Origin of the sequence: Maribacter sp. 2-571 (genome assembly GCF_050589625.1) — a bacterium.
GTDB lineage: Bacteria > Bacteroidota > Bacteroidia > Flavobacteriales > Flavobacteriaceae > Pelagihabitans.
In genome coordinates this window covers 29,826-55,293 of the sequence record NZ_JBNGOP010000029.1, presented here as the reverse complement: position 1 = coordinate 55,293, position 25,468 = coordinate 29,826, and the positions used below count along the sequence as shown (strand labels likewise).

Annotated in this window: 21 protein-coding genes; 5 read left to right on the top strand and 16 right to left on the bottom strand. The window is 45.7% G+C overall.

Annotated features, from left to right (window positions below):
- The first annotated feature begins 14 nt into the window (after window positions 1-14).
- Window positions 15-3,434 (top strand): HEAT repeat domain-containing protein, encoded by a 3,420-nt coding sequence (locus ACRD7P_RS17510; protein ID WP_430908979.1) that lies wholly within the window; start codon window positions 15-17, stop codon window positions 3,432-3,434.
- 20 nt (window positions 3,435-3,454) lie between these two features.
- Here the strand turns inward: ACRD7P_RS17510 and ACRD7P_RS17505 are convergent, their stop codons facing one another.
- Together ACRD7P_RS17505 and mnmA are read right to left on the bottom strand one after the other, a co-directional pair.
- Window positions 3,455-4,396 (bottom strand): NAD(P)H-dependent flavin oxidoreductase, encoded by a 942-nt coding sequence (locus ACRD7P_RS17505; RefSeq protein ID WP_430908978.1) that lies wholly within the window; start codon window positions 4,394-4,396, stop codon window positions 3,455-3,457.
- A 76-nt stretch (window positions 4,397-4,472) separates the two neighbouring features.
- Window positions 4,473-5,663, bottom strand: coding sequence for a tRNA 2-thiouridine(34) synthase MnmA (gene mnmA, locus ACRD7P_RS17500; RefSeq protein WP_430908977.1), 1,191 nt, complete (start codon window positions 5,661-5,663; stop codon window positions 4,473-4,475).
- Between the two features lie 655 nt (window positions 5,664-6,318).
- Here mnmA and ACRD7P_RS17495 point away from each other — a divergent pair.
- The gene (locus ACRD7P_RS17495) at window positions 6,319-7,320 is read left to right on the top strand and encodes a fasciclin domain-containing protein (protein WP_430908976.1); all 1,002 of its coding nucleotides are present in this window, start codon (window positions 6,319-6,321) and stop codon (window positions 7,318-7,320) included.
- A gap of 1,075 nt (window positions 7,321-8,395) precedes the next feature.
- Window positions 8,396-10,432 (top strand): fasciclin domain-containing protein, encoded by a 2,037-nt coding sequence (locus tag ACRD7P_RS17490; RefSeq protein ID WP_430908975.1) that lies wholly within the window; start codon window positions 8,396-8,398, stop codon window positions 10,430-10,432.
- Between the two features lie 294 nt (window positions 10,433-10,726).
- Here the strand turns inward: ACRD7P_RS17490 and ACRD7P_RS17485 are convergent, their stop codons facing one another.
- The 4 genes from ACRD7P_RS17485 to ACRD7P_RS17470 form a co-directional block, all read right to left on the bottom strand.
- Window positions 10,727-11,296, bottom strand: a complete 570-nt coding sequence (locus ACRD7P_RS17485; RefSeq protein WP_430908974.1) for a DUF6515 family protein — start codon at window positions 11,294-11,296, stop codon at window positions 10,727-10,729.
- 224 nt (window positions 11,297-11,520) lie between these two features.
- On the bottom strand, window positions 11,521-13,392 hold the full coding sequence (gene yidC / locus ACRD7P_RS17480; protein WP_430908973.1) for a membrane protein insertase YidC: 1,872 nt from the start codon (window positions 13,390-13,392) through the stop codon (window positions 11,521-11,523).
- Between the two features lie 122 nt (window positions 13,393-13,514).
- Complete coding sequence (locus ACRD7P_RS17475) at window positions 13,515-15,152, bottom strand: CTP synthase (RefSeq protein WP_430908972.1); 1,638 nt, start codon at window positions 15,150-15,152, stop codon at window positions 13,515-13,517.
- 60 nt (window positions 15,153-15,212) lie between these two features.
- On the bottom strand, window positions 15,213-15,443 hold the full coding sequence (locus tag ACRD7P_RS17470) for a DUF3820 family protein (protein WP_430908990.1): 231 nt from the start codon (window positions 15,441-15,443) through the stop codon (window positions 15,213-15,215).
- Between the two features lie 192 nt (window positions 15,444-15,635).
- Between ACRD7P_RS17470 and ACRD7P_RS17465 the strand changes: the two genes are divergently transcribed.
- Both ACRD7P_RS17465 and ACRD7P_RS17460 read left to right on the top strand, forming a co-directional pair.
- A complete protein-coding gene (locus tag ACRD7P_RS17465) occupies window positions 15,636-16,502 on the top strand; it encodes a hydroxypyruvate isomerase family protein (RefSeq protein WP_430908971.1) in 867 nt (288 codons plus the stop codon).
- A 355-nt stretch (window positions 16,503-16,857) separates the two neighbouring features.
- Window positions 16,858-17,952: a serine hydrolase domain-containing protein gene (locus tag ACRD7P_RS17460; protein ID WP_430908970.1), complete on the top strand. Its 1,095-nt coding sequence runs from the start codon at window positions 16,858-16,860 to the stop codon at window positions 17,950-17,952.
- Here ACRD7P_RS17460 and ACRD7P_RS17455 read toward each other — a convergent pair.
- The 10 genes from ACRD7P_RS17455 to ACRD7P_RS17410 form a co-directional block, all read right to left on the bottom strand.
- A complete protein-coding gene (locus ACRD7P_RS17455) occupies window positions 17,942-19,612 on the bottom strand; it encodes an amidase family protein (RefSeq protein ID WP_430908969.1) in 1,671 nt (556 codons plus the stop codon). The genes ACRD7P_RS17460 and ACRD7P_RS17455 overlap by 11 nt on opposite strands.
- A complete protein-coding gene (locus ACRD7P_RS17450) occupies window positions 19,609-20,472 on the bottom strand; it encodes a DUF2911 domain-containing protein (protein WP_430908968.1) in 864 nt (287 codons plus the stop codon). Before ACRD7P_RS17450 ends, ACRD7P_RS17455 begins: the two co-directional genes overlap by 4 nt.
- A complete protein-coding gene (gene ftsY / locus ACRD7P_RS17445; protein ID WP_430908967.1) occupies window positions 20,469-21,431 on the bottom strand; it encodes a signal recognition particle-docking protein FtsY in 963 nt (320 codons plus the stop codon). Before ftsY ends, ACRD7P_RS17450 begins: the two co-directional genes overlap by 4 nt.
- A 183-nt stretch (window positions 21,432-21,614) precedes the next feature.
- Complete coding sequence (locus ACRD7P_RS17440; protein WP_430908966.1) at window positions 21,615-21,767, bottom strand: DUF4295 domain-containing protein; 153 nt, start codon at window positions 21,765-21,767, stop codon at window positions 21,615-21,617.
- 43 nt (window positions 21,768-21,810) lie between these two features.
- Window positions 21,811-21,993: a 50S ribosomal protein L33 gene (rpmG, locus tag ACRD7P_RS17435; protein WP_430908965.1), complete on the bottom strand. Its 183-nt coding sequence runs from the start codon at window positions 21,991-21,993 to the stop codon at window positions 21,811-21,813.
- A gap of 19 nt (window positions 21,994-22,012) precedes the next feature.
- A complete protein-coding gene (rpmB, locus tag ACRD7P_RS17430) occupies window positions 22,013-22,249 on the bottom strand; it encodes a 50S ribosomal protein L28 (RefSeq protein ID WP_430908963.1) in 237 nt (78 codons plus the stop codon).
- A 65-nt stretch (window positions 22,250-22,314) separates the two neighbouring features.
- Window positions 22,315-23,565 carry a competence/damage-inducible protein A gene (locus ACRD7P_RS17425; protein WP_430908961.1) on the bottom strand — a complete coding sequence of 417 codons (1,251 nt, stop codon included), beginning with the start codon at window positions 23,563-23,565 and terminating at the stop codon, window positions 22,315-22,317.
- Entirely contained in the window at window positions 23,565-23,903 is a 339-nt protein-coding gene (locus ACRD7P_RS17420) for an Hpt domain-containing protein (RefSeq protein ID WP_430908960.1), read from the bottom strand. Before ACRD7P_RS17420 ends, ACRD7P_RS17425 begins: the two co-directional genes overlap by 1 nt.
- Entirely contained in the window at window positions 23,903-24,514 is a 612-nt protein-coding gene (locus ACRD7P_RS17415; protein WP_430908959.1) for a fumarylacetoacetate hydrolase family protein, read from the bottom strand. The genes ACRD7P_RS17420 and ACRD7P_RS17415 overlap by 1 nt, the downstream gene beginning before the upstream one ends.
- 42 nt (window positions 24,515-24,556) lie before the next feature.
- The gene (locus tag ACRD7P_RS17410) at window positions 24,557-25,468 is read right to left on the bottom strand and encodes a carboxypeptidase-like regulatory domain-containing protein (RefSeq protein WP_430908958.1); all 912 of its coding nucleotides are present in this window, start codon (window positions 25,466-25,468) and stop codon (window positions 24,557-24,559) included.

Sequence of the window (25,468 nt, the reverse complement as noted above, 5' to 3'; positions counted from 1 at the left end):
AAACCCAAAGCACCATGCGAATTTCGACCAGACCCCTTCTTTTTACCACCATTGCCCTTGCTGCCTTTGCTATGGGCTGTAACCTACGGGATGCCAAACCCAAGGAAATCCCCTTGGCCATTCAAGAAGATTCGCTTTTGGGGCATGTAAAGGCCAAAAAAGCTAGGGAAGGTATTGCGGCGGTGTTGGACGAACGGTTATCCCTTACCCTATGGGCTTCCGATTCCCTGGCACCGGATCCGATAGCCATGCAGATCGATGATGCGGGAGCGGTGTACCTTACGCGAACGAACCGACAAAAAAATTCGGAATTTGACATCCGCGGATACCAGCAGTGGATGACCCCTTCCATTGCCCTAACATCGGTTGAAGAACGAAGGGCATTTTTACGGGAAACCTTTTCCTCGGAAAAAAGTTTGGAAAACGAATGGTTGCCCGACCTGAACAACGATACCATACACGATTGGAAAGACTTGGCAGTGGAAAAAGAGGAAGTTTGGAAGTTGCAGGACACCGATGGTGACGGACTTGCAGATCGGTCTACACGTATTCTTGAGGACTTTAATGAAGAAGTTACCGATGTGGCCGGTGCCCTTTTGCTTCGGGAAGACGAAGTATTCGTAGGGGTCGCTCCCCACATGTGGCGGTTACAGGACACCAATGCCGATGGCGTGCTTGATGAAAAGACGGCGATTGCCGAAGGTTTTGCGGTACATATCGGATTTAGCGGTCACGGGATGTCCGGTGCCGTTGAAGGTCCCGATGGAAAAATATATTGGGGTATCGGGGATATCGGGGCGAACATTACTACGGTCGACGGCGCTACACATGCCTACCCGAACCAAGGTGTGATCGTACGTTGTAATCCCGATGGTTCCGATTTTGAGGTGTATGCAAGAGGATTGCGAAATACGCACGAGTTTGTATTCGATGCCTATGGTAATTTGATTTCCTCCGACAATGACGGTGATCATGCCGGAGAAAGCGAGCGCCTGGTACACTTGGTGGAAGGTTCCGATTCCGGCTGGCGCGCCAATTGGCAATACGGAAAATATACCGACCCGGAAAACAATCGCTATAACGTATGGATGGATGAAAAAATGTACATCCCAAGATGGGAGGGCCAGGCGGCCCATATCATCCCACCGATCGCAAACTTTCATAACGGGCCTACCGGAATGGCCTACAACCCAGGTACCGCCCTTGGCAGTGATTGGACGGACCAATTCTTTCTGGTTGAATTTGTGGGGGACCCTGGCAAATCGCACATTTGGTCGTTCGACCTGAAACCCAAAGGCGCCTCTTTTGAGTTGAACAACGAAACCGACGTGCTCAGTGGTATGCTCCCTACCGGTATTCGTTTTGGTCCGGATGGCGCCCTGTATGTGGCCGATTGGATCAACGGTTGGGGTACCAAAAACTACGGACGCGTATGGAAGATGGATACCAAGGAATCCCATAACGACCTTAAAAGGGAACGAAAAGAAACACAACGTTTGATGACCCTCGACTATACCGAACAGGATACCGACAGCCTGCTTTCCTTATTGTCCTACACCGATATGCGGATTCGAAAAAAAGCCCAGTTCGAACTGGCAAAACGTACTTTTTGGGGCTATCGGGCGCTTGAAGATTTTCTTGTGGAAGCCACCGATCAAATGGCCCGTATCCATGCCATATGGGCCATTGGACAAATTGCGGCAAACGATGTCGAAAAAGCGGAACCATTGCTGGCATTATTACGCGATGAAGACCCCGAAGTTATAGCTCAGGCAGCGAAAGTACTTGGTGATGTTCGCTATCGGCCGGCGATTTCAGAACTGCTCCCCTTGTTAACAAAACAAGAACCCCGAATACGGTTTTTTGCCGCACAGGCCCTGGGGCGAATGAAAAGTACCGAAGCCGTTGCTCCGCTTTTAAAAGTTTTGGAAACCAACGCCGATGAGGATGTTTACATACGGCATGCCGCAGTGTTGGCCCTTGCCCGAATCGGTGAGGCCGACCCCTTGATCGCGCTACGTACCAATCCCAACAAAAGTTTGCGTCTTGGGGCCATATTGGCCCTTCGTCGTATGAAGCATCCCGCAGTGGCCGAATTTTTAAACGATACGGACGAATACTTGGTTACCGAGGCGGCAAGGGCCATAAACGATGACCTTTCCATACCTGAAGCCCTCCCCGCATTGGCGAAGATACTATCACGACCGGAATGGAAATCGGAACCGTTGATACGCCGTGCCATAAACGCTGCCTTACGGGTGGGTGGCGATACCGAAATGGACCTGGTGCTGCGTTTTGCAAAAAACGATAGTATGTCCAGTGTATTGCGAGGAGAAGCATTGGCCGCTCTGGGTAGTTGGGCAAGGCCTTCCCTATTGGATCGGGTAGATGGCCGTTACCGGGGACCAATCGTTCGGGACTCCGCAACCATAAAGGCGAAAATGGAAAAAGGAATTCCCGAATTTTTGAACGATTCCAATCCCGACATTTTGATCGGTACGTCTAAAATTATAGCCGCCCTCGGTATTGAGACCCATCATTCCGATCTCATCGTACTACTCAACCGACATCAAGATCCAGGGGTACGCTCCGCGGTGTTGGAAACACTGGCACAGCTAAAGTATACGGATATGGAGCCTTTGCTAAACAGGGGAATGGCCGACCGCTCGCAAGCGGTACGGGAAACGGCCGTAGGGCTATTGGGAAGCTTGGAAATTTCCAAGGAGCGCCTCCCTCAAATGGTAGATGCCCTTTTTAAAAACGGATCGGCCAGGGAACAACAACGCATGCTGTCCGTGTTGGGAACGATGCCCTTGGAAAAAAGCGGACCTGTTTTACACAACTTGCTGCGCAAAGCAAACCGAAACCAAGTACCGGCCGAGGTAACCCTTGATCTTATTGAGGCCGTGGAAGCCACCGGAGATACGGCCTTACTGGCCGATTTACAACAATTAAAAGGAAGCGGACATTCTGTTGAAGCCTATCAAGAAACCTTACATGGCGGCAGTTGGTGGCCGGGATACTCGGTCTTTACCAGCAATCCCACCGCACAATGTGTACGTTGCCATGCGGTAGGTGGTGCGGGCGGACAAGTAGGCCCTCCTTTGGATAATATTGGAAATCTATTGACGCGGAAACAATTACTGGAAGCCCTTATCGAACCTAGTGCGCGCTTGGCGCCGGGGTACGGCACCATTTCCGTTACGCTAAAAAACGGCCAGGAAGTTACCGGAATTCTAGAACGGGAAACCAAGGAGGCCCTAATCGTTCGGACCTCTGATGCCGAGCCTATGGAAATTTCGCATGCGCGGATCCAAAAAAGGGAAAACGCCCCCTCCTCTATGCCAGCCATGGGCCGATTGATCAGCAAAAGGGAATTGCGCGATCTGATCCATTATTTGTCGAGCTTAAGAGAAGAAGAACCCAGTTCTTGACGGGCAAATTTTTTGACTCGCTACAATCTGGAAACGCCCAACTTAGCCGCTTCGAACTCACGAACCATGTCCTTAACGATTTGTTTCGCTGGCCTGATATCGGAGATTAATGCGGACACCTGCCCTATTTCCAATTCCCCTTCCTGCATATCCCCTTCGAACATACCACGTTTGGCTCGGGCCCTGCCCAACAGGTTTTTGAGGTCCTCTTTGGAGGCCCCGTTCTCATAAGCACGTTGTAGGTCCTCATAAAATTTGTTTTTCAACAATCGTACGGGAACCAATTCTTTAAGGGTCAGTTGGGTATCGCCTTCTTTGGCAGCAACCACCTGTTCCTTGAACAGTTGGTGGGAAGAAGCTTCGTTACTGGCCACAAAACGGCTGCCCACCTGTACGCCATCGGCCCCTAATACCATGGCGGCCAACATTGCGGCTCCTGTGGCAATACCACCTGCCGCAATCAAGGGAACCTTTATTTGCGACCGTACTACGGGCAACAGCGTAAACGTGGTGGTTTCGTCCTTTCCATTATGCCCCCCAGCTTCAAAGCCCTCGGCAACAACGGCATCAACACCGGCTGTTTGTGCTTTCAAAGCAAACTTTAGACTACTGACCACATGTACCACCGTAATCCCATGTGTTTTCAAGTGTGCTGTCCATTTCCTTGGATTTCCGGCCGAGGTAAAAACGATCTTTACCCCATTATCGATTATGATGTTCATCAATTGCTCGATATCGGGATACAACAAGGGAACGTTCACCCCAAAGGGTCTTGAGGTGGCCTTTTTACATTTTAGAATATGCTCTTGCAACACCTCGGGATACATGGAACCCGCCCCTAGAAGTCCGAGACCCCCAGCATTGGAAACCGCGGATGCCAATCGATATCCGCTGGCCCAGACCATACCCGCCTGAATGATCGGATGCTCGACTCCAAAAAGTTGGGTAATCCTATTTTCCATAGTATTTAAAAAGTATAAATGTCAGCATGTGAGCACGTATCGATAGGAAGAAACCATTTACATCCGTTGACTTCCATTAGGAAATTACACCGGAACCTATAAGTTCCTCGCCCAAATACCACGCCACGAACTGTCCTTCGGTAATCGCCGATTGTGGGTTGACAAAATCGACATACATACCGCCGTCTACCTTATAAAGAGTTGCGTTCTCCAAAGGTTGTCGATATCGGATACGGGCCTGTACCTCCATTTTGGCATCTATGGCCAAGGAGAGGTCCGGTCGTACCCAGTGCAGCTCTTCATCGGTCACAAAAAGGGTATGGCGATAAAGTCCAGGATGTGCTTTTCCCTGTCCGGTATAGATGACGTTTTCCGTTACATCGGTGGCGATTACGAACAAGGGTTCCTTGGTACCTCCGACATCCAGTCCCTTTCGTTGTCCGTTGGTAAAATAATGGGCGCCCTGATGTTCGCCTACTACTACCCCGTGGTCCAACCGATATTCCGGTTTTCGCGAACGGTACGCCAACTCGTCCACCTTATTGCTAAAAACGGTTTCCGTTTTCATATAAGGTGTGGCATCTGACGGCACCTCAACGATTATGCCTTTTTTTGGTTTCAATTTTTGTTGCAGAAAATCCGGCAAACGCACCTTTCCAATGAAACAAAGACCCTGCGAATCCTTTTTATCAGCGGTCACCAATTCATTTTCGGCCGCTATTTTACGTACCTCCGGTTTGGTAAGTTCCCCTATGGGAAAAAGCGTTTTGGCCAGTTGGCCTTGGGACAGTTGACACAGGAAATAGGACTGGTCCTTATTACCGTCCACTCCGGAAAGCAACTGATGGGTTTCCGTACCGTCGGCATTTGACACCGTTGTTTTGCGACAATAGTGTCCCGTTGCCACATAGTCCGCACCAAGTTGCAATGCCAGTTTTAAGAACACGTCAAATTTTATTTCCCTATTGCAAAGCACATCGGGATTGGGGGTACGGCCCCGTTCGTATTCGTTGAACATATAATCGACGATCTTTTCCTTATATTCCTTGCTCAAGTCGACCGTTTGAAAGGGAATTCCCAATTTTTCGGCAACGATGAGCGCATCATTGCTATCTTCCAACCATGGGCATTCCTCAGAAATCGTTACCGAATCGTCATGCCAATTTTTCATAAATAGACCGATTACTTCATACCCTTGCATTTTTAAAAGGTATGCTGCTACACTGGAATCAACACCGCCAGAGAGTCCGACCACTACTTTTTTCATAATATCATAAAGTGAGTTATACTATTTTAACTGTGAAATCGCGCATATAGAAATTGAATTAATTTTTAGTTGTTCGAGGCAAAAAATGGAAGCATAGCCTTAGCTACGGTTCTATTTTTTAACGAAGAACAGCTGAAAAAGAAGCGATTTATTCGTTCTATTTCAAAGTTAAAATGGTATGGTAAAGGTACTAATACCATTTCTGATGTTAAATCGCCCTTTAAAAATTGTTCTTTTCCGTGTATGCTTCAAAATAAAATCCCTGATTTTTACTTGCGTAATTCAATACCAGAAATGGTATAATCGTAGCGTTTCACTCCTGTTCCTTACACATTTACCTCCGTTTGTTCAGCGTTAAACGTTAATTAAATACTAATGCAAACCGATGTCAGCGGCGATTTATCCCTTGGAAACCGGTCATCGAAAAAAGCTCGATACACCTGTCTATGGAGGGTTTGGCCGTTCCGGATACGGAACATCCGCTTTTTCGAGAATTGTTAAACTTTTTGTAAAAAAGAATAAACAAAAGCAACCCTTCGTTCCACCCTATATCTACCTTATGTTCATTACTTCCTCAAGGACAATAGACATAAGTAGCCCCGATTTAATGAACATCAATGTAAAATGAATTGTATTAACCCTTAAAACAAGTACCATGAAAAAGTTTTTGAAACTGAAATCATTTTTACTCTTAACCGTATTATGCAGTATTTTCGTTTCCTGTAGTGACGACGATAACGACCCTGACCCAAATATGGACGCCACAAACACTATTGTTGAACTCGCCCAGGCTTCGAACGACCTTTCCACTTTGGTGGCAGCTTTGGATCGCGCAGATCTGGTAAGCACCTTAGCTGGAGATGGCAATTTTACTGTATTGGCACCGACCAATGCCGCTTTTGACGCTTTTTTGGCCGACAAAGGTTTTGCCACTCTCGAGGATGTCCCTACCGAAGTATTGGAGCAAATACTACTAGGGCATGTAATAGCCGGCAACGCACCATTGACCGCTGGCGATCTTACCGCCTTGGGAGCAGGGTATGCCAATACGGCCGCGGCCGGAATTGCCGACGGAACCAACATCAGCCTGTATTTTGATACCTCCAGCGGTGTTACTTTCAATGGTGGACCGTCCGTATCAAGTGCCGATAATTTTGCAACCAATGGGGTTGTACATATAATTGATGCGGTAATCGACATTCCTACTGTAGTTACCTTTGTTCAGGCTGACCCAAGGTTTGAAACCTTGTTGAGCGCATTGACGGAATTGACTCCCGATACGGATTTTGCGGCCACCCTTAGCACTGCAAACGGAACGGCTCCGGCTCCATTTACCGTGTTCGCACCGACCGATGAGGCCTTCGCAAAATTGGATGCCATTCCGGCCGAAGATACCTTGACCCCCATTTTACAACATCATGTAGTGGCCGGTGCAAATGTACGCTCGGGAGACCTGACCCCGGACGGGACCACCAATGCTACGACTTTGGAAGGCGATGATATTGCCATAAGCTTGCCAGGTATTACAGGTACTATAGCCAATGTGGTCGATGGTGCAGGTAACACGGGCATCGGAATAGTAGCGGTAGATATACAGGCTGGAAACGGCGTTATCCATGTGCTGGATACGGTACTTATCCCTAACTTGGACAACTAAGTATTTCCGTCAATGCTCGTTGAGCAAAGGCCGCCTTTAAGGGCGGCCTTTTTTTATAGCCTACCTTATCCCAACAGACTAATACCCTGCGTACAAAGGCGAAAACAATCTCACCATTCCCTAGCGAATTTCTAAAATACCGCAAAACGACCTTCCCTCGATATTCTTCCATATAAAGGTCAAACCCAATCCAAAAGCAGCGTTCCTTAGCTGATTTCGATCCGTTTTAGAAGGAAAAAAGCGAACGCACCAACGGTATATTTTTTCCGAAAGTTCATCTGTCTAAGAACCTGGAAAACGCAAATAATACCATTTTAACTTTGAAATCGCGCTTATAGAAATGGAATTATTTTTTAGTCGTTCGAGGCAAAAAGCTTGTCCCCGGCTTGACCTGGGATCTAAGCATAGCCTTAGCTACGGTTATATTTTTTAACGAAGAACAGCTGAAAAAGAAACGATTTATTAGTGTTATTTCAAAGTTAAAATGGTACAAGGTCTGGGATATAAGTCTATATGCCTGTTTTACCTGTTCGTTTTATACAATGAACAAGTGACGGAAGTCGTACGACGGTAGTGGATCATCATTAAAAACTGAAGGAGATTATCTTTTTTAAAAAGCACCTTCAAGTCGTTTTGTTTAAAAAATGATGTAAGATATTATACAATTTACACCCGTAAAGCATTCCAAAAGTCAACGTTTAGGTCTTAAAAAAACCTTAATGAATTAAAAAATAAGTTTCCGGGACAATTTAAAATTTCTTTTATTCTGGCCTGTAACCACTAGTCTGATCGATAAAATACATACGTTGGGCGCTAGTACTCTTTCATTAAAATTGTTAAACTTTTGTAAAAATAAATTAAACAAAAGCAACCCTTTCAATGTTTAATACTCTAACTAATATATTAAACAAAAAATCTGTTCTGTTGAATCAAAACATCACTTTAGATATTAAAAGAAGAAAAAACTGAAACAAAGCGCTATTTCGGTTTAGAATTCAAATCCAAAGAAAGTTACCCGATACAGAACGGCAATCATTAACATAAATAAACAGTTCACACCTAAAAGTTCACTATTATGAAAAAATTTATCCGTTTAAAAAACATGTTACTCCTCGCAACGATCAGCTTGTTCGTACTCTCGTGCGACAAGGATGACAACGAAGCTACCGACAGGGGTGGCGACAGTAGCAATACCATAGCTGCCGTAGCAACTGGGGAGGCCTCCTTATCCTCATTGGTAGGTGCATTGGTACAGGCCGATGCCGGTTTGGTAGAGGCACTTAGCGATACCGACGCTACCTATACTGTATTCGCTCCAACTAACAGTGCCTTTGAAGCTTTATTGGAAGGACTGGACGGATACGATTCCTTGGAAGACTTCGACACTGCCGAGGAAAAAGCCTTGCTCGCTACCATACTCAAATACCATGTTGTTACCGGAATTGCCGCGAAATCGACCGACTTGAGCGATGGACAGGTAATAGGTACCTTACAGGGAGAGGATGTTACCATTAGTTTGGTAGACGATGGCGTTTTTATCAAGGATGCTACAATGGACAAGGCAGAAGTAACCTTGGCCAATGTTGAGGCCAGTAATGGGGTGGTGCACCTTATCGATAAAGTACTATTGCCACAGGAAATTATCGATGCCCTTAATGGTGATGGTGGAATGGATGCCAAAAACTTGGTGGAAATCGTAGTAGAGACCGAAGCATTGTCCATTTTGGAAGCCGCCGTAATTAAAGCCGGTTTGGTGGAAACGCTATCCAGTGAAGGTCCATTTACCGTATTTGCCCCGACCGACGATGCTTTCGTAGCGCTTTTGGGTGCTTTAGGTGATGATTACAACGGTTTGGACGATTTTGATACCGATGCCGAAATGATGTTGCTTACCGATATTCTATTGTACCATGTCATCGCAGGCGCTGAAGTTAAGGCAGCCGATTTAGCCGAAGGTTCCGTTGAGACGGCCCTTACCGGAAATGCTATCGACGTGATCGCTTCTGGTGACACCTTTGTAATCGGAGATGCCTCCGAGGTAGATGCAAACATTACCGCAACGGATATTATGGCCTCTAACGGAGTGGCCCATACGATCGACAAAGTATTGCTTCCACAGTCCGCCATTGATTTTGTAGCTTCTCTTAGCTTGAAGACCATTGTAGAAATTGCCGTTGAAACGGACGATCTGAGCTTATTGGTAGGTGCCCTACAACAAGCGGATGCCGGTTTGGTAGAGACACTTTCCAGTGAAGGACCATTTACGGTGTTCGCCCCTACCAACGATGCCTTTGTTGCACTTCTTGAAGCCTTGGGTGATGATTATAACAGTCTTGCCGATTTTGATACGGAAGACGAGAAAGCCTTATTGGTAAAAGTATTGACCTACCATGTTGTAGCCGATACTGCCGCGTTCGCTGCCGATTTGAGCAACGGTCAAATGATACAGACCGTTCAAGGCGAAAATGTAGGCATCAATATCAAAAACGGAACCGTACATGTTGAGGATGCTACGGACACCAATGCAAGTGTTGTGATTCCCGATGTAGCGGCAAGTAACGGGGTTGTACACGTCATCAACAAAGTACTTTTACCACAGGAAGTATTGGACCTATTGAACCCTCCGACACCGAACATCGTTGGCTTGGCACAATCCGTACCAGATCTTAGTCTTTTGGTAGACGCCTTGATCCAGGCAGATGCCGGTTTGGTGGACGTATTAAGTAGTGAAGGACCCTTTACGGTCTTCGCTCCTACCAATGCCGCTTTTGCCGATTTGCTTGACACGTTAGGACCTGATTACAATAGCTTGGCCGATTTTGACACTGCCGAAGAAAAAGAGCTTTTGGCCACGGTACTTACCTATCATGTAATTGCCGGTGCGGCAGTAGCCTCGGGTGATTTGAGCAATCACCAAGAGTTGGTGACCGTTCAAGGTGAATCCCTGTTCGCGCTTACTTCAAATGGCGTACGTATCCGTGATAGAAGTACGACCGATGCCAATGTTGCCCTGGCCGATCAAATTGCCAGCAACGGTATTGTGCATGTTGTCGACAAAGTGCTTCTGCCGCAAGAAGTATTAGAGGCTCTAGGGCTTCCCGTAAGACATTAAAAAACCATTGACCCTAAGGTTACACACCTACGGTCGGTAACAAATTGGTTGTTGCAAAAAAACTTCCTCGCGATGCAATAGTATCGCTTGGAAGTTTTTCTTTTTCTGATCCAAATCGGCAAACCACAACAAGCACATCATTAGCATACAAAATGCCGCACTTGACAACTAAGTTTATTTTTTAAGGGAAATAAGTCACATATTAGCAATCCCAAATCTTACCATACCAACTTAATCGAAAAAACCCTGACACTAGTGTCAGGGTTTCTTTTTTTATACAAAATGTTTTGAGCGTCACTCTTCTTCTTCCAAAACATCGATTACCTCGTATCCGTCTTCAATGGCACGGTATACCGCATCATTCAATTCATAGGCCGACACCCCCTCAAAATCGATTTCTTGTGCATCTTCCGGCAATTCCGGCACTACCGCACCCTTAGGAGGTGGTACTATTTCGTATTCTTCACCTACTTCTTGATAATATACTCCATCGGCATACCGGTACGCATTGTTACGGACCGCTATTCGAATGGCATTGATGGGCAACACTCTAATGCGGAACCCCCTTGGTGGAAATGCCCTAGCGTAAATGCCTTTTCGTGCTACGAAAAACATCCCCCCAACGGTATGATAGGTGATGTTTCTATAGGCGATGGCCCTTGCACCGGCAGGAAGTCGTCTTAAAGTTCTCCTGGCCACCCTTCTGTTTTTTCTGCGAACTTTGCGTTTTACTTTCTTTCTTGCTTTTCTATTTTTAACACGTACCACTTTTGCTTTGGGACGTCTTACCTGGGCTTCCAACTGCGTGCTCGGCACCAAAAAAAGGAATAAGAGCAGCCCTATGGCGTATTTGAAATTTTTCATGGCTTCTATTTTAAAATTGTACAGAGGTAGGACACCTCATTTTGCAAATGGTTTAATGAACATTGCTTAAACGGAAAAAAATGGCTTTTCGTCTTCCCTGATATCGAAAACAAGTCCAAAAACCATTGATACCATTTTAACCTTGAAATGGCATAACAAAAGGTACCCCAATAAAAAACGGCCCTGATGGGCCGTTTGTAGATTATTGAAAAATATGATGGTACTTAACGCTTTCCCGTTTTCTTTTGTTCCTCGGCCTGTTCCATCATTTCCCGCATTTTTCGCTGGAATTTATTCTCCTTTTTGGGTTTCGCCTTATTTTCTTGAATTTGCGCATGTATTTTATCGTTATCGATGATTACATTTTTAATGACCAACATGATCCCAATGGTAATCAAGTTCGAAATAAAATAGTAAAGGCTTAAACCGGATGCATAGTTGTTGAAGAAAATCAACATCATAAAGGGCATCAGATACATAATGAACTTCATATTCGGCATTCCCGGTTGGGTGGGCATGTTCTGTCCGGTCGTCATCATCATATAAAAGAAGATGGCAATGGAGGCCAAAATGGGAAACAAGCTTACATGGTTACCATAAAAGGTAGAAATTATCGGAATTTGCGCCGTCCACTCAAAAATGGAATCATAGGAAGAAAGGTCTTCCGCCCATAAAAACGACTTTTGTCGCAGCGCGAAGGAGGTCGGGAAAAACATGAAAAGCGCATAAAATATCGGCATTTGCAATAGGGCGGGCACACAACCGCTCATAGGGCTCACCCCGGCCTTATTGTAAAGCTTCATGGTTTCCTGCTGCTTTTTCATTGCGTTGTCCTTGTACTTTTCGCCCAACTCGGTTATCTCCGGCTTCAATACTTTCATTTTCGCTTGGGACATGTACGACTTATAGGTTACCGGTGACATGGCCAATCGCACCAAAATTGTCATCACCACAATAGCGATACCAAAGGGCAAGAAAGAACTCAACAGGCTGTAAAATGGGGTGAACACATAACGGTTGATCCATCCAAAAATACCCCAACCAAAAGGTATGGAATCTACAAGGCCTATATCTTCATACTTTTCCAGCACCGCAACGTCCGTAGGGCCGTAATACCAATTCATCTTTTGGGAAAACTCGCCGGCCGTCAAACTAAGGGGCACTTCGGATTCATATACCTTGGTGTATTGCGCTTTTTTATCCTCTTCGTCCACTAGATTCTTGGAACGGAGGTCTCCTTTTTTAAAATGCTCCTCGGCGACCAAGATCGAACTAAAAAAGTGCTGCCGATACGACAACCATTTGATATCTTCTTCCGTTTCCTCATCATCGCTACCCTCGGAAAGCTTACTGATCTTCCCATCGTCGTGATTATAGGTGAGCCGGCTGTACCTGTTTTCGTATTTTATACTTTTATTATGGCGTATCCCTTTCAACTTCCATTTCAACACGACGGGCCGGTTACCGTCCACAACGCCGTTTAGCCCTTGGGAACGAATGGTAAAATCGACCAGATAATCGTCCGGTTTCATCTCATATCGGTACTCCAAAAATGCATTAGATCCTGTTTTTGCCTTCATCGAAAGCACCTGCACTCCCCCATCACCTTTATCCAACGATGGTTCAAAAAACAGGTCTTTGGTGCTCAGCACCCGATTGTCGACAGTGGTAAAATCGAGCGCGAAGGAAGCGTTACCATCTTTGACCAAATATACCGGTACCGAATCGTAGGTCTTAAACTGCTTCATTCGGGCCTCAATGATCTGCCCTCCCTTGTTTGCGATCTGAAGGTATACCAGATTATTTTCCAAAACGGTCGTCCCTTCGACCGGGGCGTTATAACCAAAAGCACCAATAGTATTTTTGTAAGAGGCGAGCGCGGTAGAATCCTTTAAGTCGAGTTCCGGTCCTTTGGTGGGCTCTTCCGGTTCTTTTTCCACTTCGGCTTCCTTTTCCTTGACTACCTGTTCCTGTTTCGCCTTTTGCGCAGCCTCCTCTTCCGGAGTAGGCTTGTTTTGATAAAACATAAAAATCAAAATTCCAAAAATCAGGACAAACCCGATAATGGAATTGACGTCTATTTTCTTTTCTTCCATGAAATCGTATTTTCTATTGGTTGGCCAAAGTGCGGTTCCGTTACAGGTTCTTCGATGATTATGGCCATTCGGACCGCTGGTTTTGCTGAAGACAGTGGCAAATATATGCCCAAAAGGGCAGTTTATGCCATACTGGCATTAGTTTGTTGTTTTTTATGGACCAAGGCCGCCTGCACAAAACCGACAAAAAGAGGATGTGGGTCGGCAACGGTACTTTTATATTCGGGATGGTACTGCACCCCTATAAACCAAGGATGTTCCGGAAGCTCTACAATTTCAACCAGTCCGGTTTCACTGTTCATTCCAGAAGTCACCATTCCCGCTTTTTCCATTGCCGTCTTGTATTCGTTATTGAATTCATACCGGTGGCGATGCCGTTCCGAAATGGACTCCCGCCCCCCGTATACTTCGCTTACCAGACTGTCCGCTTTTAAGGTACAGGACCACGCCCCTAACCTCATGGTGCCCCCTTTATTGGTAACGCTCTTCTGGGCTTCCATTAAACTGATTACCGGGTTTTCGGTATCCTCGTCCATTTCGGTAGAGTTGGCATTGGCCAATCCTACCACGTTACGGGCATATTCGATTACAGCCATTTGCATTCCCAAACAGATGCCCAAAAAGGGAATTCGGTTTTCACGGGCATATTGCACGGCCTGGATCTTTCCCTCGATACCGCGTTCGCCAAAACCGGGCGCTACCAATATACCGTCCAAACCGTTCATGATCTTCGATAGGTTGTTCGGGTCAATGTGTTCCGAATGTATAGATCGTACCTTTACCCTAACCTCATTTATGGCCCCGGCATGGATGAAAGATTCCAAAATCGATTTATAGGAATCCTGCAACTCTACATATTTCCCGATAAGTCCGATGTTCACTTCATTCTTCGGGTGTTTATGCTTGTATAAAAATTCTTTCCATTGGGTCAAGTCGGGCATGGATGTATCGGTAAGCGCCAATTTTTGTAGCGTTACCCGGTCCAGACCTTCCGCTTGCATCATCACCGGCACATCGTATATGGTAGAGGCGTCGATGGACTGGATGACCGCTTCTCTACGGACATTGCAAAAGAGTGCCAATTTGTCCTTGATATCGTCCGATATTTCATGTTCGGTACGACATACCAAAATATCGGCCTTTATTCCACTCTCCATCAAGGTTTTTACGGAATGTTGTGTCGGTTTGGTTTTCAACTCTCCCGCGGCCGAAAGAAAGGGTACCAAGGTCAAATGGATGACGATGCCGTTGGTATCTCCAAGTTCCCATAGCAATTGACGCACCGCCTCTATGTAGGGCAACGATTCAATATCACCTACCGTACCACCTATTTCCGTAATGACGATGTCGTACTCACCACTATTTCCCAATAACTGAACCCGCTCCTTTATTTCGTTGGTAATGTGCGGGACTACCTGAACGGTTTTCCCCAAAAACTCGCCGCGACGTTCTTTTTCGATAACGCTCTGGTAAATACGACCAGTAGTCACATTATTGGCCTGTGAGGTACTTACGTTTAAAAATCGTTCGTAGTGGCCAAGGTCCAAATCGGTTTCGGCGCCGTCATCGGTTACGTAACACTCCCCATGTTCATAGGGATTTAGCGTCCCAGGATCTACATTGATATAGGGGTCTAGTTTTTGTATGGTGGTCTTATAACCTCTCGCCTGCAATAATTTTGCCAAGGATGCGGCAATGATTCCTTTACCCAACGAGGAAGAAACCCCGCCAGTTACAAAAATGTATTTCGTTTGAGACATGTAGCGTTCGATTGAGTTCGTACCGCCGGCAAAAGTACAAATTGAAGTCTGAAATAGGGTTCATTGAAGGGGAAAATCTTTTTGTATTTTTCGTATCAAAGGTTCCAGACCGTTAATTTTTATTTCGGTCATCTCCTTTAGCAAATTGCCCAACTTCCCCTCCGGGTATCCTTTCTGACGGAACCAAATGAGATATGCTTCCGGCAAGTCGACCAGGTAGCGACCCTTGAACTTTCCGAACGGCATTCGGTAATGGGCCAGTATTTTCAAATTTTCAATATCCGGTGCCATAGTACGGGTAAAGGTAATATTGTTATCTTTAGGAATCATCAAAAGCTTCAAAACCGAAGTGGAACGGTCCACTGTTTTCATGCCAAAGCGTCCTATGTGCAGGAGCAATGGCCGAGACGTTAAAATGGATGGTGCACCCACAAAAAAGCGGAGATGGCTTTACAGACAAAAAATTAAGAAACTACTAGGATCATGAAAAGAAGAACTTTTATCGGCGCCTCGGCAGGTGCTTCCGTCGGCCTATTGACCGGAACGGCACAGGCCATGAAAACAACACTGCTATCCACTTTAGAGTTAAAAGGAAACATACAGCATAGTGCCTGCTATTGGTGTTATGGCTCCATTCCGTTGGAAACCTTTTTACAGGACCTTAACGGATTGGGCGTTAAGGCCATAGACCTTACGGGACCGAAAGAATGGCCGTTATTAAAAAAATACGACATCCATGCGGCGATGTGCTGGGGTGCGGGAATGGGTATCGAAAAGGGTTGGAACGATACCAAACTCCACGAGGAATTGGTGGCCGACTATCTGCAATTGATTCCAAAAGTTGCAGCCGCGGGTTATACCAACCTCATTTGTTTTAGTGGCAATCGCAATGGAATGGACGATGACGAAGGCCTTCAAAATTGTGTAAAAGGACTCAAACAATTATTGCCGACCGCCGAAAAACATGGTGTCGTGCTCCAAATGGAGCTATTGAATTCCAAAGTAGACCACAACGATTATATGTGCGACCGTTCCCGTTGGGGCGTTGCACTTTGCAAGGCGCTCGGATCCGAAAATTTTAAATTGTTGTACGACATTTATCATATGCAGATCATGGAAGGGGACGTCATTAGGACCATTCAAGATTTTCATCCCTATTTTGGCCACTACCATACCGGAGGAAATCCTGGTCGCCATGAAATCAACGACACACAAGAACTAAACTATCCAGCGATCATGAAGGCTATTTTGGATACCGGTTATAAAGGACATGTTGCTCAGGAATTCATTCCTACCTATGAAGATAAAATTGCCGCTTTAAAAGAGGGTATTACCATATGTGACGTATAGAAAGGATGGTAAGACATAAGAATGTTTGAACGGTTCATTGATTACAATCGCCGGTTGAAAGAATGCACCCTGGAGCAAAACCTTCCTTCGATTACTCGACTGTCACACTTGGCGTTAGGCAATCTTCTTGGATGAACTCCTTTTACGGCCAACCGTGTACCGCTGCTTTTATGCGTTATTGAGAGGGAATTTCGTTCTTCTCCCATGCCCTTTGTATTTTAGATACCATGTGGTTCGTTACTATTTAAGGGATGCTGCGTACCATACGAAAGTGCCGTTTTTTTCGTTGTTATTGATACGTCAAACCGTTCTTTTAGAAGGGGATAACGTGGTTGCGAACCCCCATTTTTGAAGTATGAAATACTTTTTTCTTATTACGATACTCTTGCTGATAACGGGCTGTTCTTCCGATGATACGGCAGCATCGGAAACGCCGATAGCATCCGATACCGATGGAGCGATATACTTTCCACCGATAGGCCCGGACGATTGGGAAACCGTTTCTTTGGACGCTCTCGGTTGGGACACGGACGCCGAATCGGCATTGTTGGACTTTTTAGCGGCAAACGGCACCAAGGCCTTTTTACTTTTGAAAGATGGAAAAATTGCTCTGGAAGCATACCCGAACGGTGGGCAAAAAAACGAAGCCCATCCATGGTATTCGGTCGGAAAGACCCTGGTTTCCTTTAGTGCCGGTTTGGCGGTACAACAAAACCGGCTGCTGCTGAACGAGCCTTCCTCCACGTATTTGGGAACGGGGTGGTCCAGCCTGGAAAATACCCAGGAAATAGCGATTACCGTAAAGGATCACCTGCAAATGACCTCCGGTCTTGATTTTAACGTTAGCAATACGAATTGTACGGACGCTGAATGCCTGACCTTTTTGAACACTCCCGGTGGTTTTTGGTATTATCACAACGCGCCGTACACCCTTACACAAAAAATTATTGGCGAAGCGGTGGGCGAAGCGTTCGAGCCTTATTTTGAACGGAACTTAAAGAACATGATCGGCATGGAAGGTGAATGGGTGACACTCGGTTTTGCCAACATCTATTACAGCAATGCCAGAAGCATGGCGCGCTTTGGGCTGTTGAACCTGAACCAAGGTCAGTGGGAAGATACCCCGGTATTGGGCGATTTGGAGTATTTTGAACAAATGACAAGCACTTCGCAACCCATGAACAAGGCGTATGGCTACTTTTGGTGGATAAACGGGGCTGCGGACTATAGACTCCCAGGCTCCGAACAGCAATTTGACGGCAAATTGATTCCGAACGCTCCCGACGATCTGATCGCGGGCCTGGGAAAAAACGACCAAAAATTATATGTTGTACCCAGTGAAGGCATTGTGGTGGTTCGAATGGGAGAAAGTGCGGATGAACCCACCTTGGGGCCTTCCGGATTTGACAATGCCCTATGGGAAAAAATCAACGTCTTGATCAATCGATGAAATCCGAGGGTAGTTTTCTTATTTTTTGCATGGCTTCTACGGCAGCGGCCATTTGCAACAACTGATTTTCCGTAAACGGCTTTCCAATAAACGTTAGCCCAACGGGTTCCCCGGCATCGGTATAGGCCATTGGTATGGTCAAAGCGGGGTATTCCGCCACCGCGGCATATCCCGCATGATAATTGTTGATGGACAGTATCGCGTCAAGCCCGTACTTATCCATGGCCTTATCAAAAAAATGACGCCCGTTGTTTTTCAATCGGCGCTTTATACGCGCCAAGCCCTCCACAGTAGTGGTATCGTCCAACATACCGGTAAAAATTGCCTGGCCGTAGGGGATACGCACCGTGGAATCCTGCGCGTTAAATTGGGCAGCATCCGCTACCGATCGTATTGGTACCTTATTCTTATCGGTCTGGGAAATCAAATATAGGGGAAGATCGTTTCGCATATCAATGTTCAAAATGCTCAAAAAACCTTGTAAGGGTACTTCGAGCGCATCGAACACTGTAACCTTGGCGCCGGCTTCACGCATTTTTTCTATTGTTTTTCGATAACGGTCGTTTTCCTCCATTAAATTTCGAAAAGCCCCAAAATGCTTACCAAGAAGGGAAACGGTTTGAGTGTTCCAATCCAAAAAGGTTTCGGTGCTCACCACCGATTTTTCGTCCGCTTCGTCCCTTCCCAACATGGCGGAAAGCACAATCGCATTATCGATCACATTTTTGGTCATCGGTCCCGGTGTATCCAAGGTACTTGAAATCGGTACAATACCGCTTCTACTTAACAGCCCTACCGTAGGTTTTAGTCCCACCACTGAATTTTTACTGCTCGGGGATAAAATGGACCCGGAGGTTTCGGTACCGATTGCAGCTGCGGCATAGTTGACCGCTACGGAAGTACCGCTTCCCGAACTGGAACCGCCCGTTTCAAAAACCATTCGTCCATAGGGGTTCAAGGTTTGCCCGCCAATGGCGCTGTAGCCTACCGGGCAACCCTCACAGAGAAAATAGGCCCATTCGCTCAAATTCACTTTCCCCAAGATCAACGCTCCTTTTGATTTGAGTTGCCGTACGATAAAAGCGTCGGAAGCGTTATTATCACGTAAGGCGATGGCACCGGCAGTAGTGGGCATACCGGACGCTCCGATATTATCTTTCAGCAGAATGGGAATCCCATGTATCGGATGCCGTTGTCCGGCAGTGGTACGCTCGTTCAACTTATCCAGTTTTCGGGCTTCGTCGACCACCGATGGGTTCAAGGTGATCACGGTATTAAGATGTGTTTTATTGTTCAGCTCATAGTGGTAGATCCGGTATAAGTAAAACAACACCAACTTTTCATACGTCAGCATTCCCGAAACGATATGCGACTGAATGGTAGGAATGTCCTGTTCCAAAATCAAAGGCTTCAGGGCCCGATAGTCGCCCGCTGTCATTTGGGAGACTTCCTCATACAAAGGGTTAAAGACTTCGTTCTTATCCAACACCTTGCTCTCGATCAGCCGATATCGCATCCGATCAACTTCATGATCTTCGTTGGCACGGAGCGCTTCGGTTTCGTCATACGGCGTCCAAAGTACTGGGGGTGCTATCTCCTTCTTTTCCGTTTTACAACCAAAAAAGAAGGTGATGATGATCGTAACGAGAAGGCCCTTCATTTTGGTTCTTTTTGTAATTGTCGACGCCATCGAAAAATATTTTTTTGATTCATACGTACAAATTCGTCCTTTCCTTCTTTTTCGGCCAACGCCAAACTTTCTTTAGCCGAAGATATCGCGGCTTCATAATCGTGCATGGCAGCTTGTAAAAGTGATCTTACCCGATAAAAATAATACGTATCCCCTTCCAATTGTAAAGCCGTGTTCACATACCCCAAGGCACGTTCGTGGTCCACATCTTGTTCCTGCAGATAGCGTGCCGCTTGGTAGTAGGTTTCCGCAGTAGGTTTTTCAGTGATCGCCGTTTCGATTTGAACAAGCATTTTTGCGTGTGTTGCCACTGTCATGGGAACCACTATCTTGGTATGTGCCCAATTCAGTGTCATTTCCATGCCGTTGTGATGAACATTTTCGAAAGAAATAAGAAAGGTCTCGTGATAGGCCTCCGTTTTTTCGGGAAGCACCGTTATTCGAAAAACATCTTCTTCGGGATTATAATTTTTTCTACCATCGCCCCAGTGCCCCGTATTGTAATGAAAAACAATTTCCCATTTTTCTTTATACGGGAAAGCATACAAGGCGTAAGTTCCTTTGGGCAAGGTATTTCCCAATACCGTAATTTCGGAATCTACCGTTAGTTTCGTGGATTCGTTCGCCCCTACCCGCCAAATACGACCGTATGGGACCAAATCTCCAAAAATGATACGCCCTTGGGCCGAGGGTCGGGAATAGGCCACGGATACCGAGGTAAGCCCTACTTCTTGGGTAATTTTAGAAAACGCACTTGCTTTAGGGTGTGCTATCTGAGCGGAAAGCGATGTTCCGAACAATACGAAAACAACAAGCCATTTTGCCCTCAACTTTTGGTATTAAAAAAGGAATCTACAAACTCGTATTTATTGAACACCTGAAGATCTTCTATGCCCTCACCTACCCCAATATACTTTACCGGTATTTGAAACTGATCGGAAATACCGATAACCACACCGCCTTTGGCGGTACCATCGAGCTTGGTTACTGCAAGTGCGGTAACTTCGGTAGCCTTGGTAAATTGTTTCGCCTGTTCAAAGGCATTCTGACCGGTAGATCCGTCCAAAACCAAAAGCACCTCGTGCGGTGTATCGTCCACCACTTTTTGCATCACCCTTTTCACCTTGGTCAGCTCGTTCATCAGATTCACCTTATTGTGCAACCTGCCCGCGGTGTCGATAATTACGACATCGGCATCTTGTGTAACGGCCGAACTTAAGGTATCAAAGGCTACGGAGGCAGGATCACTGCCCATTTTTTGTTTTACGATCGGTATGCCCACGCGATCGGCCCAAACTTGTAATTGGTCTATTGCTGCGGCCCTAAAGGTATCCGCCGCGCCCAATACCACTTTATATCCCTTGTTTTTATACTGATGGGCCAACTTGCCAATAGTGGTCGTTTTGCCCACACCGTTGACGCCTACTACCATAATTACATACGGTTTTACACCGGTAGGCAATTCAACTTCCGTGGCGTCGCCACTGTTGGTCTCCGAAAGCAGCCCGGCAATCTCCTCCCTTAAAATGACGTTCAATTCCTCGGTGCCCATGTACTTGTCCTTGGCGACCCTTGCCTCAATACGTTCGATGACTTTTAAGGTAGTCGCCACCCCTACATCGGAACTTACCAGTACCTCTTCCAGGTTATCGAGTACATCGTCATCTACCTTTGATTTTCCCGCTACGGCCTTACTAAGCTTGCCGAAAAAACTGGTCTTGGATTTTTCCAGTCCCTTATCCAGATTTTCCTTCTTTTTCGAGGAAAAAATATTCTTAAATAAACTCATGTACGGTGTAAACTAAATTCCTTCAAATATAAGAAAGTAAACGGCAAATCGGGAACCCAAAACTAGGAATGCCCCTACGTCTATTTTGATGCATCGCCTTGCACATCGTTCGGTTCCGGTGCAGGCATAAAAAAAGCTGCCCTCTTTCGAAGGCAGCCCTATATATCGTAAAAACGGGAATGGCTACTTTTTGGCCAACCACTCGTTAACGGCCTCTGGCGTCATTATCGATTCCGAAAATGTATACGCTCCGGTCTTTGGCGATTTTACCATTTTGATCGCTTTTGTAAGCCTTTTTGAACTTGTCTGTAAACTTGCTACCGTTTTCTTTGCCATGACTAAATTGTTATGCTATCGAATTTCCCTTTTAAAATTCCAATTACTTAATTTCTTTGTGTACCGTCATTCTCCTCAGAATGGGGTTGTATTTTTTCAACTCCATACGTTCGGGAGTATTCTTTTTGTTTTTCGTGGTAATGTAACGAGATGTTCCCGCCTGTCCGGATTCTTTATGCTCCGTGCACTCCAAGATTACCTGAACCCTATTTCCTTTCTTTGCCATACCTAAACTATTTTAAGGCTTATTTTACCAATCCTTTCTGCTTTGCTTCTTTCAAAACAGCGGAAATTCCTCTTTTGTTGATTATTTTCAATCCTTTTGCAGATACCTTCAACGTTACCCATCGGTCTTCTTCAGGAATATAAAAACGCTTTTTGGAAAGATTCACATCAAATCTTCTCTTGGTCTTGTTGATAGAAAACGATACGTTGTTTCCGGTCATCGCTTTCTTTCCGGTAATTTCGCAAACTTTTGACATTACGCTGATTTTTTTAAACAGGATGCAAATTTATATCATTTTTACCGGACGGACAACATTCTACTTCAGATTTTTGAAATTTCTTTTTGCATCATTTCCAAAGCCTTATGAACGGTCTTTTGGACCACGCGGTCCCGGTGGTTTCCCATCATAAAATGTTCGGCATATATCCCATCCGGCGTTGCTATGGCGATATATACCGTTCCTACCGGTGCCTCGGAATCGCCCTTGGATGGTCCGGCATTTCCCGTGGTGGCGATAGCGTAATCGGAACCCAACAATTCTCGAACGTTCCCGGCCATGGCCATGGCCACTTCTTTGCTTACTACCGAATGATCGGCTATTATCCTTTCCGGAACATTTAGGACGGTTACTTTGGTTTCGGTGGCATAACTCACCACACTCCCCTTAAAATATGCCGATGCTCCCGGAATCGCCGTCAGTTGCTGGGCAATTTTTCCACCCGTGCAGCTCTCTGCGGTGGCCAAGGTGCGTTTCTTTTTCACGAACAATTTGCCTACAACAGCCTCAAGGGTCTCTTCGTCTTCCTCTCCGTATAAAATGTCCTTAATAAGTGGATAAAGTTGTTGCAATTGCGCCTCCATCGTTTTTTCCATGAGCGCCTTGTCCGTCCCTTTCGCACTCAATCGCAGGCGTACTTTTCCCAGATTTGGCAGATAGGCCAATTTTATGGTATCGGGCAAATTTGCTTCCCAATCGGCAATATCCTCGGCGATGGCACTTTCGCCCCTTCCATAGGTAACCAAGGTTCTGTGCAGAATGTGCGGCCTTTCAAAGGTGTCCATTATCTTGGGGACGACCTGATTTTTTATCAGGTTCTTCATTTCAAAAGGAACTCCGGGCAGGGATACATATACCGCATGTTCTCCTTTGATCCACATTCCCGGTGCAGTACCGTATTCATTTTTAAGCACCTCTGCACGGGAAGGCACCATGGCCTGCTGCCGATTGACATCGGAAATGGTCGTGCTTTTAATGTATTTTTCAAAAAGGTATTCAACATGCGCCAAAACCGCCTCGTTCCGCACCAAGGTATCGTTAAAGAACTCGCAAAAAGTATGTTTGGTAATATCGTCCTTGGTCGGCCCCAATCCACCGGTACATATCACGATATCCGCATGGTCACCGGCCGCTTTCAACGCCTTTAAAATATGTTGTCGCTCGTCCTGTACAGAAGTTATTTGGTATACGGAAATGCCTATTTTGTTCAACTCCTTCGCTATAAAAGCGGAATTGGTATCCACAATCTGCCCAATGAGGATTTCGTCCCCAATGGTAATGATTTCAGCCTGCATTAGAGGTTAAAATCTTTCTTCAACTCGGATACTACCTGAGCAATATCCTTTTGTAGTACCGGAAAGATTCTTTCGATTTCGGACATATTGGACTCACTTTTGCCCAAGGTTTCTATTTCCAGGGCGGCGGCACGGGTCTGCTCCATACCTAAAAGATCTACATTTGGTTTGATCTTGTGGGCCAACTTGTACACCTGTTCGTAGTTTTTTCGTTTTAGGGCGCCTTCCAAAAGTTCTAGATCGGTAGGTACTTCCTCCAAAAAAACTGCGATAACAGACTGAACAAATTCCTCGTCCCCCTCGGCCATTTCATTAATCTTATCCAAACTGTAAATCATCACTTAATTTTTAAGTTGAACAATTCATTCCCTTCCAATATACCCGAAAGATAGTCATTTGCCTGTATTTTACCAACCCCCGCAGGTGTTCCGGTAAAAATCACATCTCCCTTTTTTAAGGTGAAAAATTGAGAAACATAGGATACCAGTTCATCTATCTTCCACAGCATCATGGAAGTAGTTCCGTTTTGAACGACCTGCCCATTTTTCAGAAGTGAAAAGTTAAGGTCGTCCACATCGGTATAATCTGACTTTGCCTGCCAATTTCCTATTACGGCCGCGCCATCAAAACCCTTCGCTTTTTCCCAAGGTAACCCTTTTTCCTTGAGTTGTGCCTGCAGGTCCCTGGCCGTAAAGTCAATTCCAAGTCCAATTTCGTCGTAGTAGGTATGTGCAAATTTTTCGTGAATGTGCTTCCCAACTTTTTTGATCTTGACCAACACCTCTACCTCATAATGCACCTCTTGGGTAAACTCGGGAATGTAAAAATCCTGTTCTTTGGGTAAAATAGCGGAATCGGGCTTTATAAATACTACCGGGGCTTCCGGTTTTTCGTTTGCCAATTCGTTAATATGGTCGGTATAGTTACGACCGATACAAATGAGTTTCATACTTCTTTGGGGTTATGTTATCTACGCGCCGTATTACCGCGCTTAGTTTCGCAGTACCTTTAAACTGATCGCCGGTATCAAATTTTCCGCGTAATCCTTTGATTTTGTAACAAAATCGGTCCATTCGCCCATTCCATAGACCATGGCCCTAAAATTTTGGTTTTTAGTAAAGACGGCCCCAAAGGTCGGGGCGAACCGATCTTCTAACACCTTTTGTTTGGATATTGGATGTTCGTATGTATTGGTATACCAATTGCTGGGCACAAAAAGCCATTCCAGCCCGATAAAGACTCCTCCCTTGGGCATTTTCAATTGCAGGTCGGACAAGTCCACGGAAATGTATTCTTGGTTTTTATCGGTTCGTAGTACCATACTTTCCCTCAAAATATCCCTTCCCGGTTTTTTGGTACCGGGTTCCACATCGTAAACGCGAAGTCGGAAACTGGCCGAATCCCTTTTAAAGGCAACGTTCGGCCTTTGGAATATAGTTACCACGTCCAACACCTTTTCTTGTTGCCCAATATTCGGAAAATAGAGTGCAAGTACCCAAGGGGTATCGGACGAGGCAAAACCACTGGACAGACTATAACTGGAAATAGGGTTCAAAAAAATGGCCTTGCTCAGTTTTTTGGAAACGACCACTTCTTCCAAGGCAAAGGATTCGGGCGCCATTTTAAAACGCTTCGCGCGATGCAATTTTGCAGCGGTTACAATAGTGTCATTATATCCCAAAGAAGACAGGTGTACCTGTTTTTCTAGATATGCAGTGGGAACATCGAGATAAAAATGCCCGTTCTCATCAGTGGAAGTCCCTTTTAAGGTATTTAAAAAACTCAGGTTTACATAGGGTATGGGCGCTTTGGTCTTGGCATCGTAAATATGGCCTTCAAACAAGGTTTCTTGAGCGCCGAGCTGCCCTAGGAAAAGAATGGAAAACCAGAAAAAGAGTCGCAT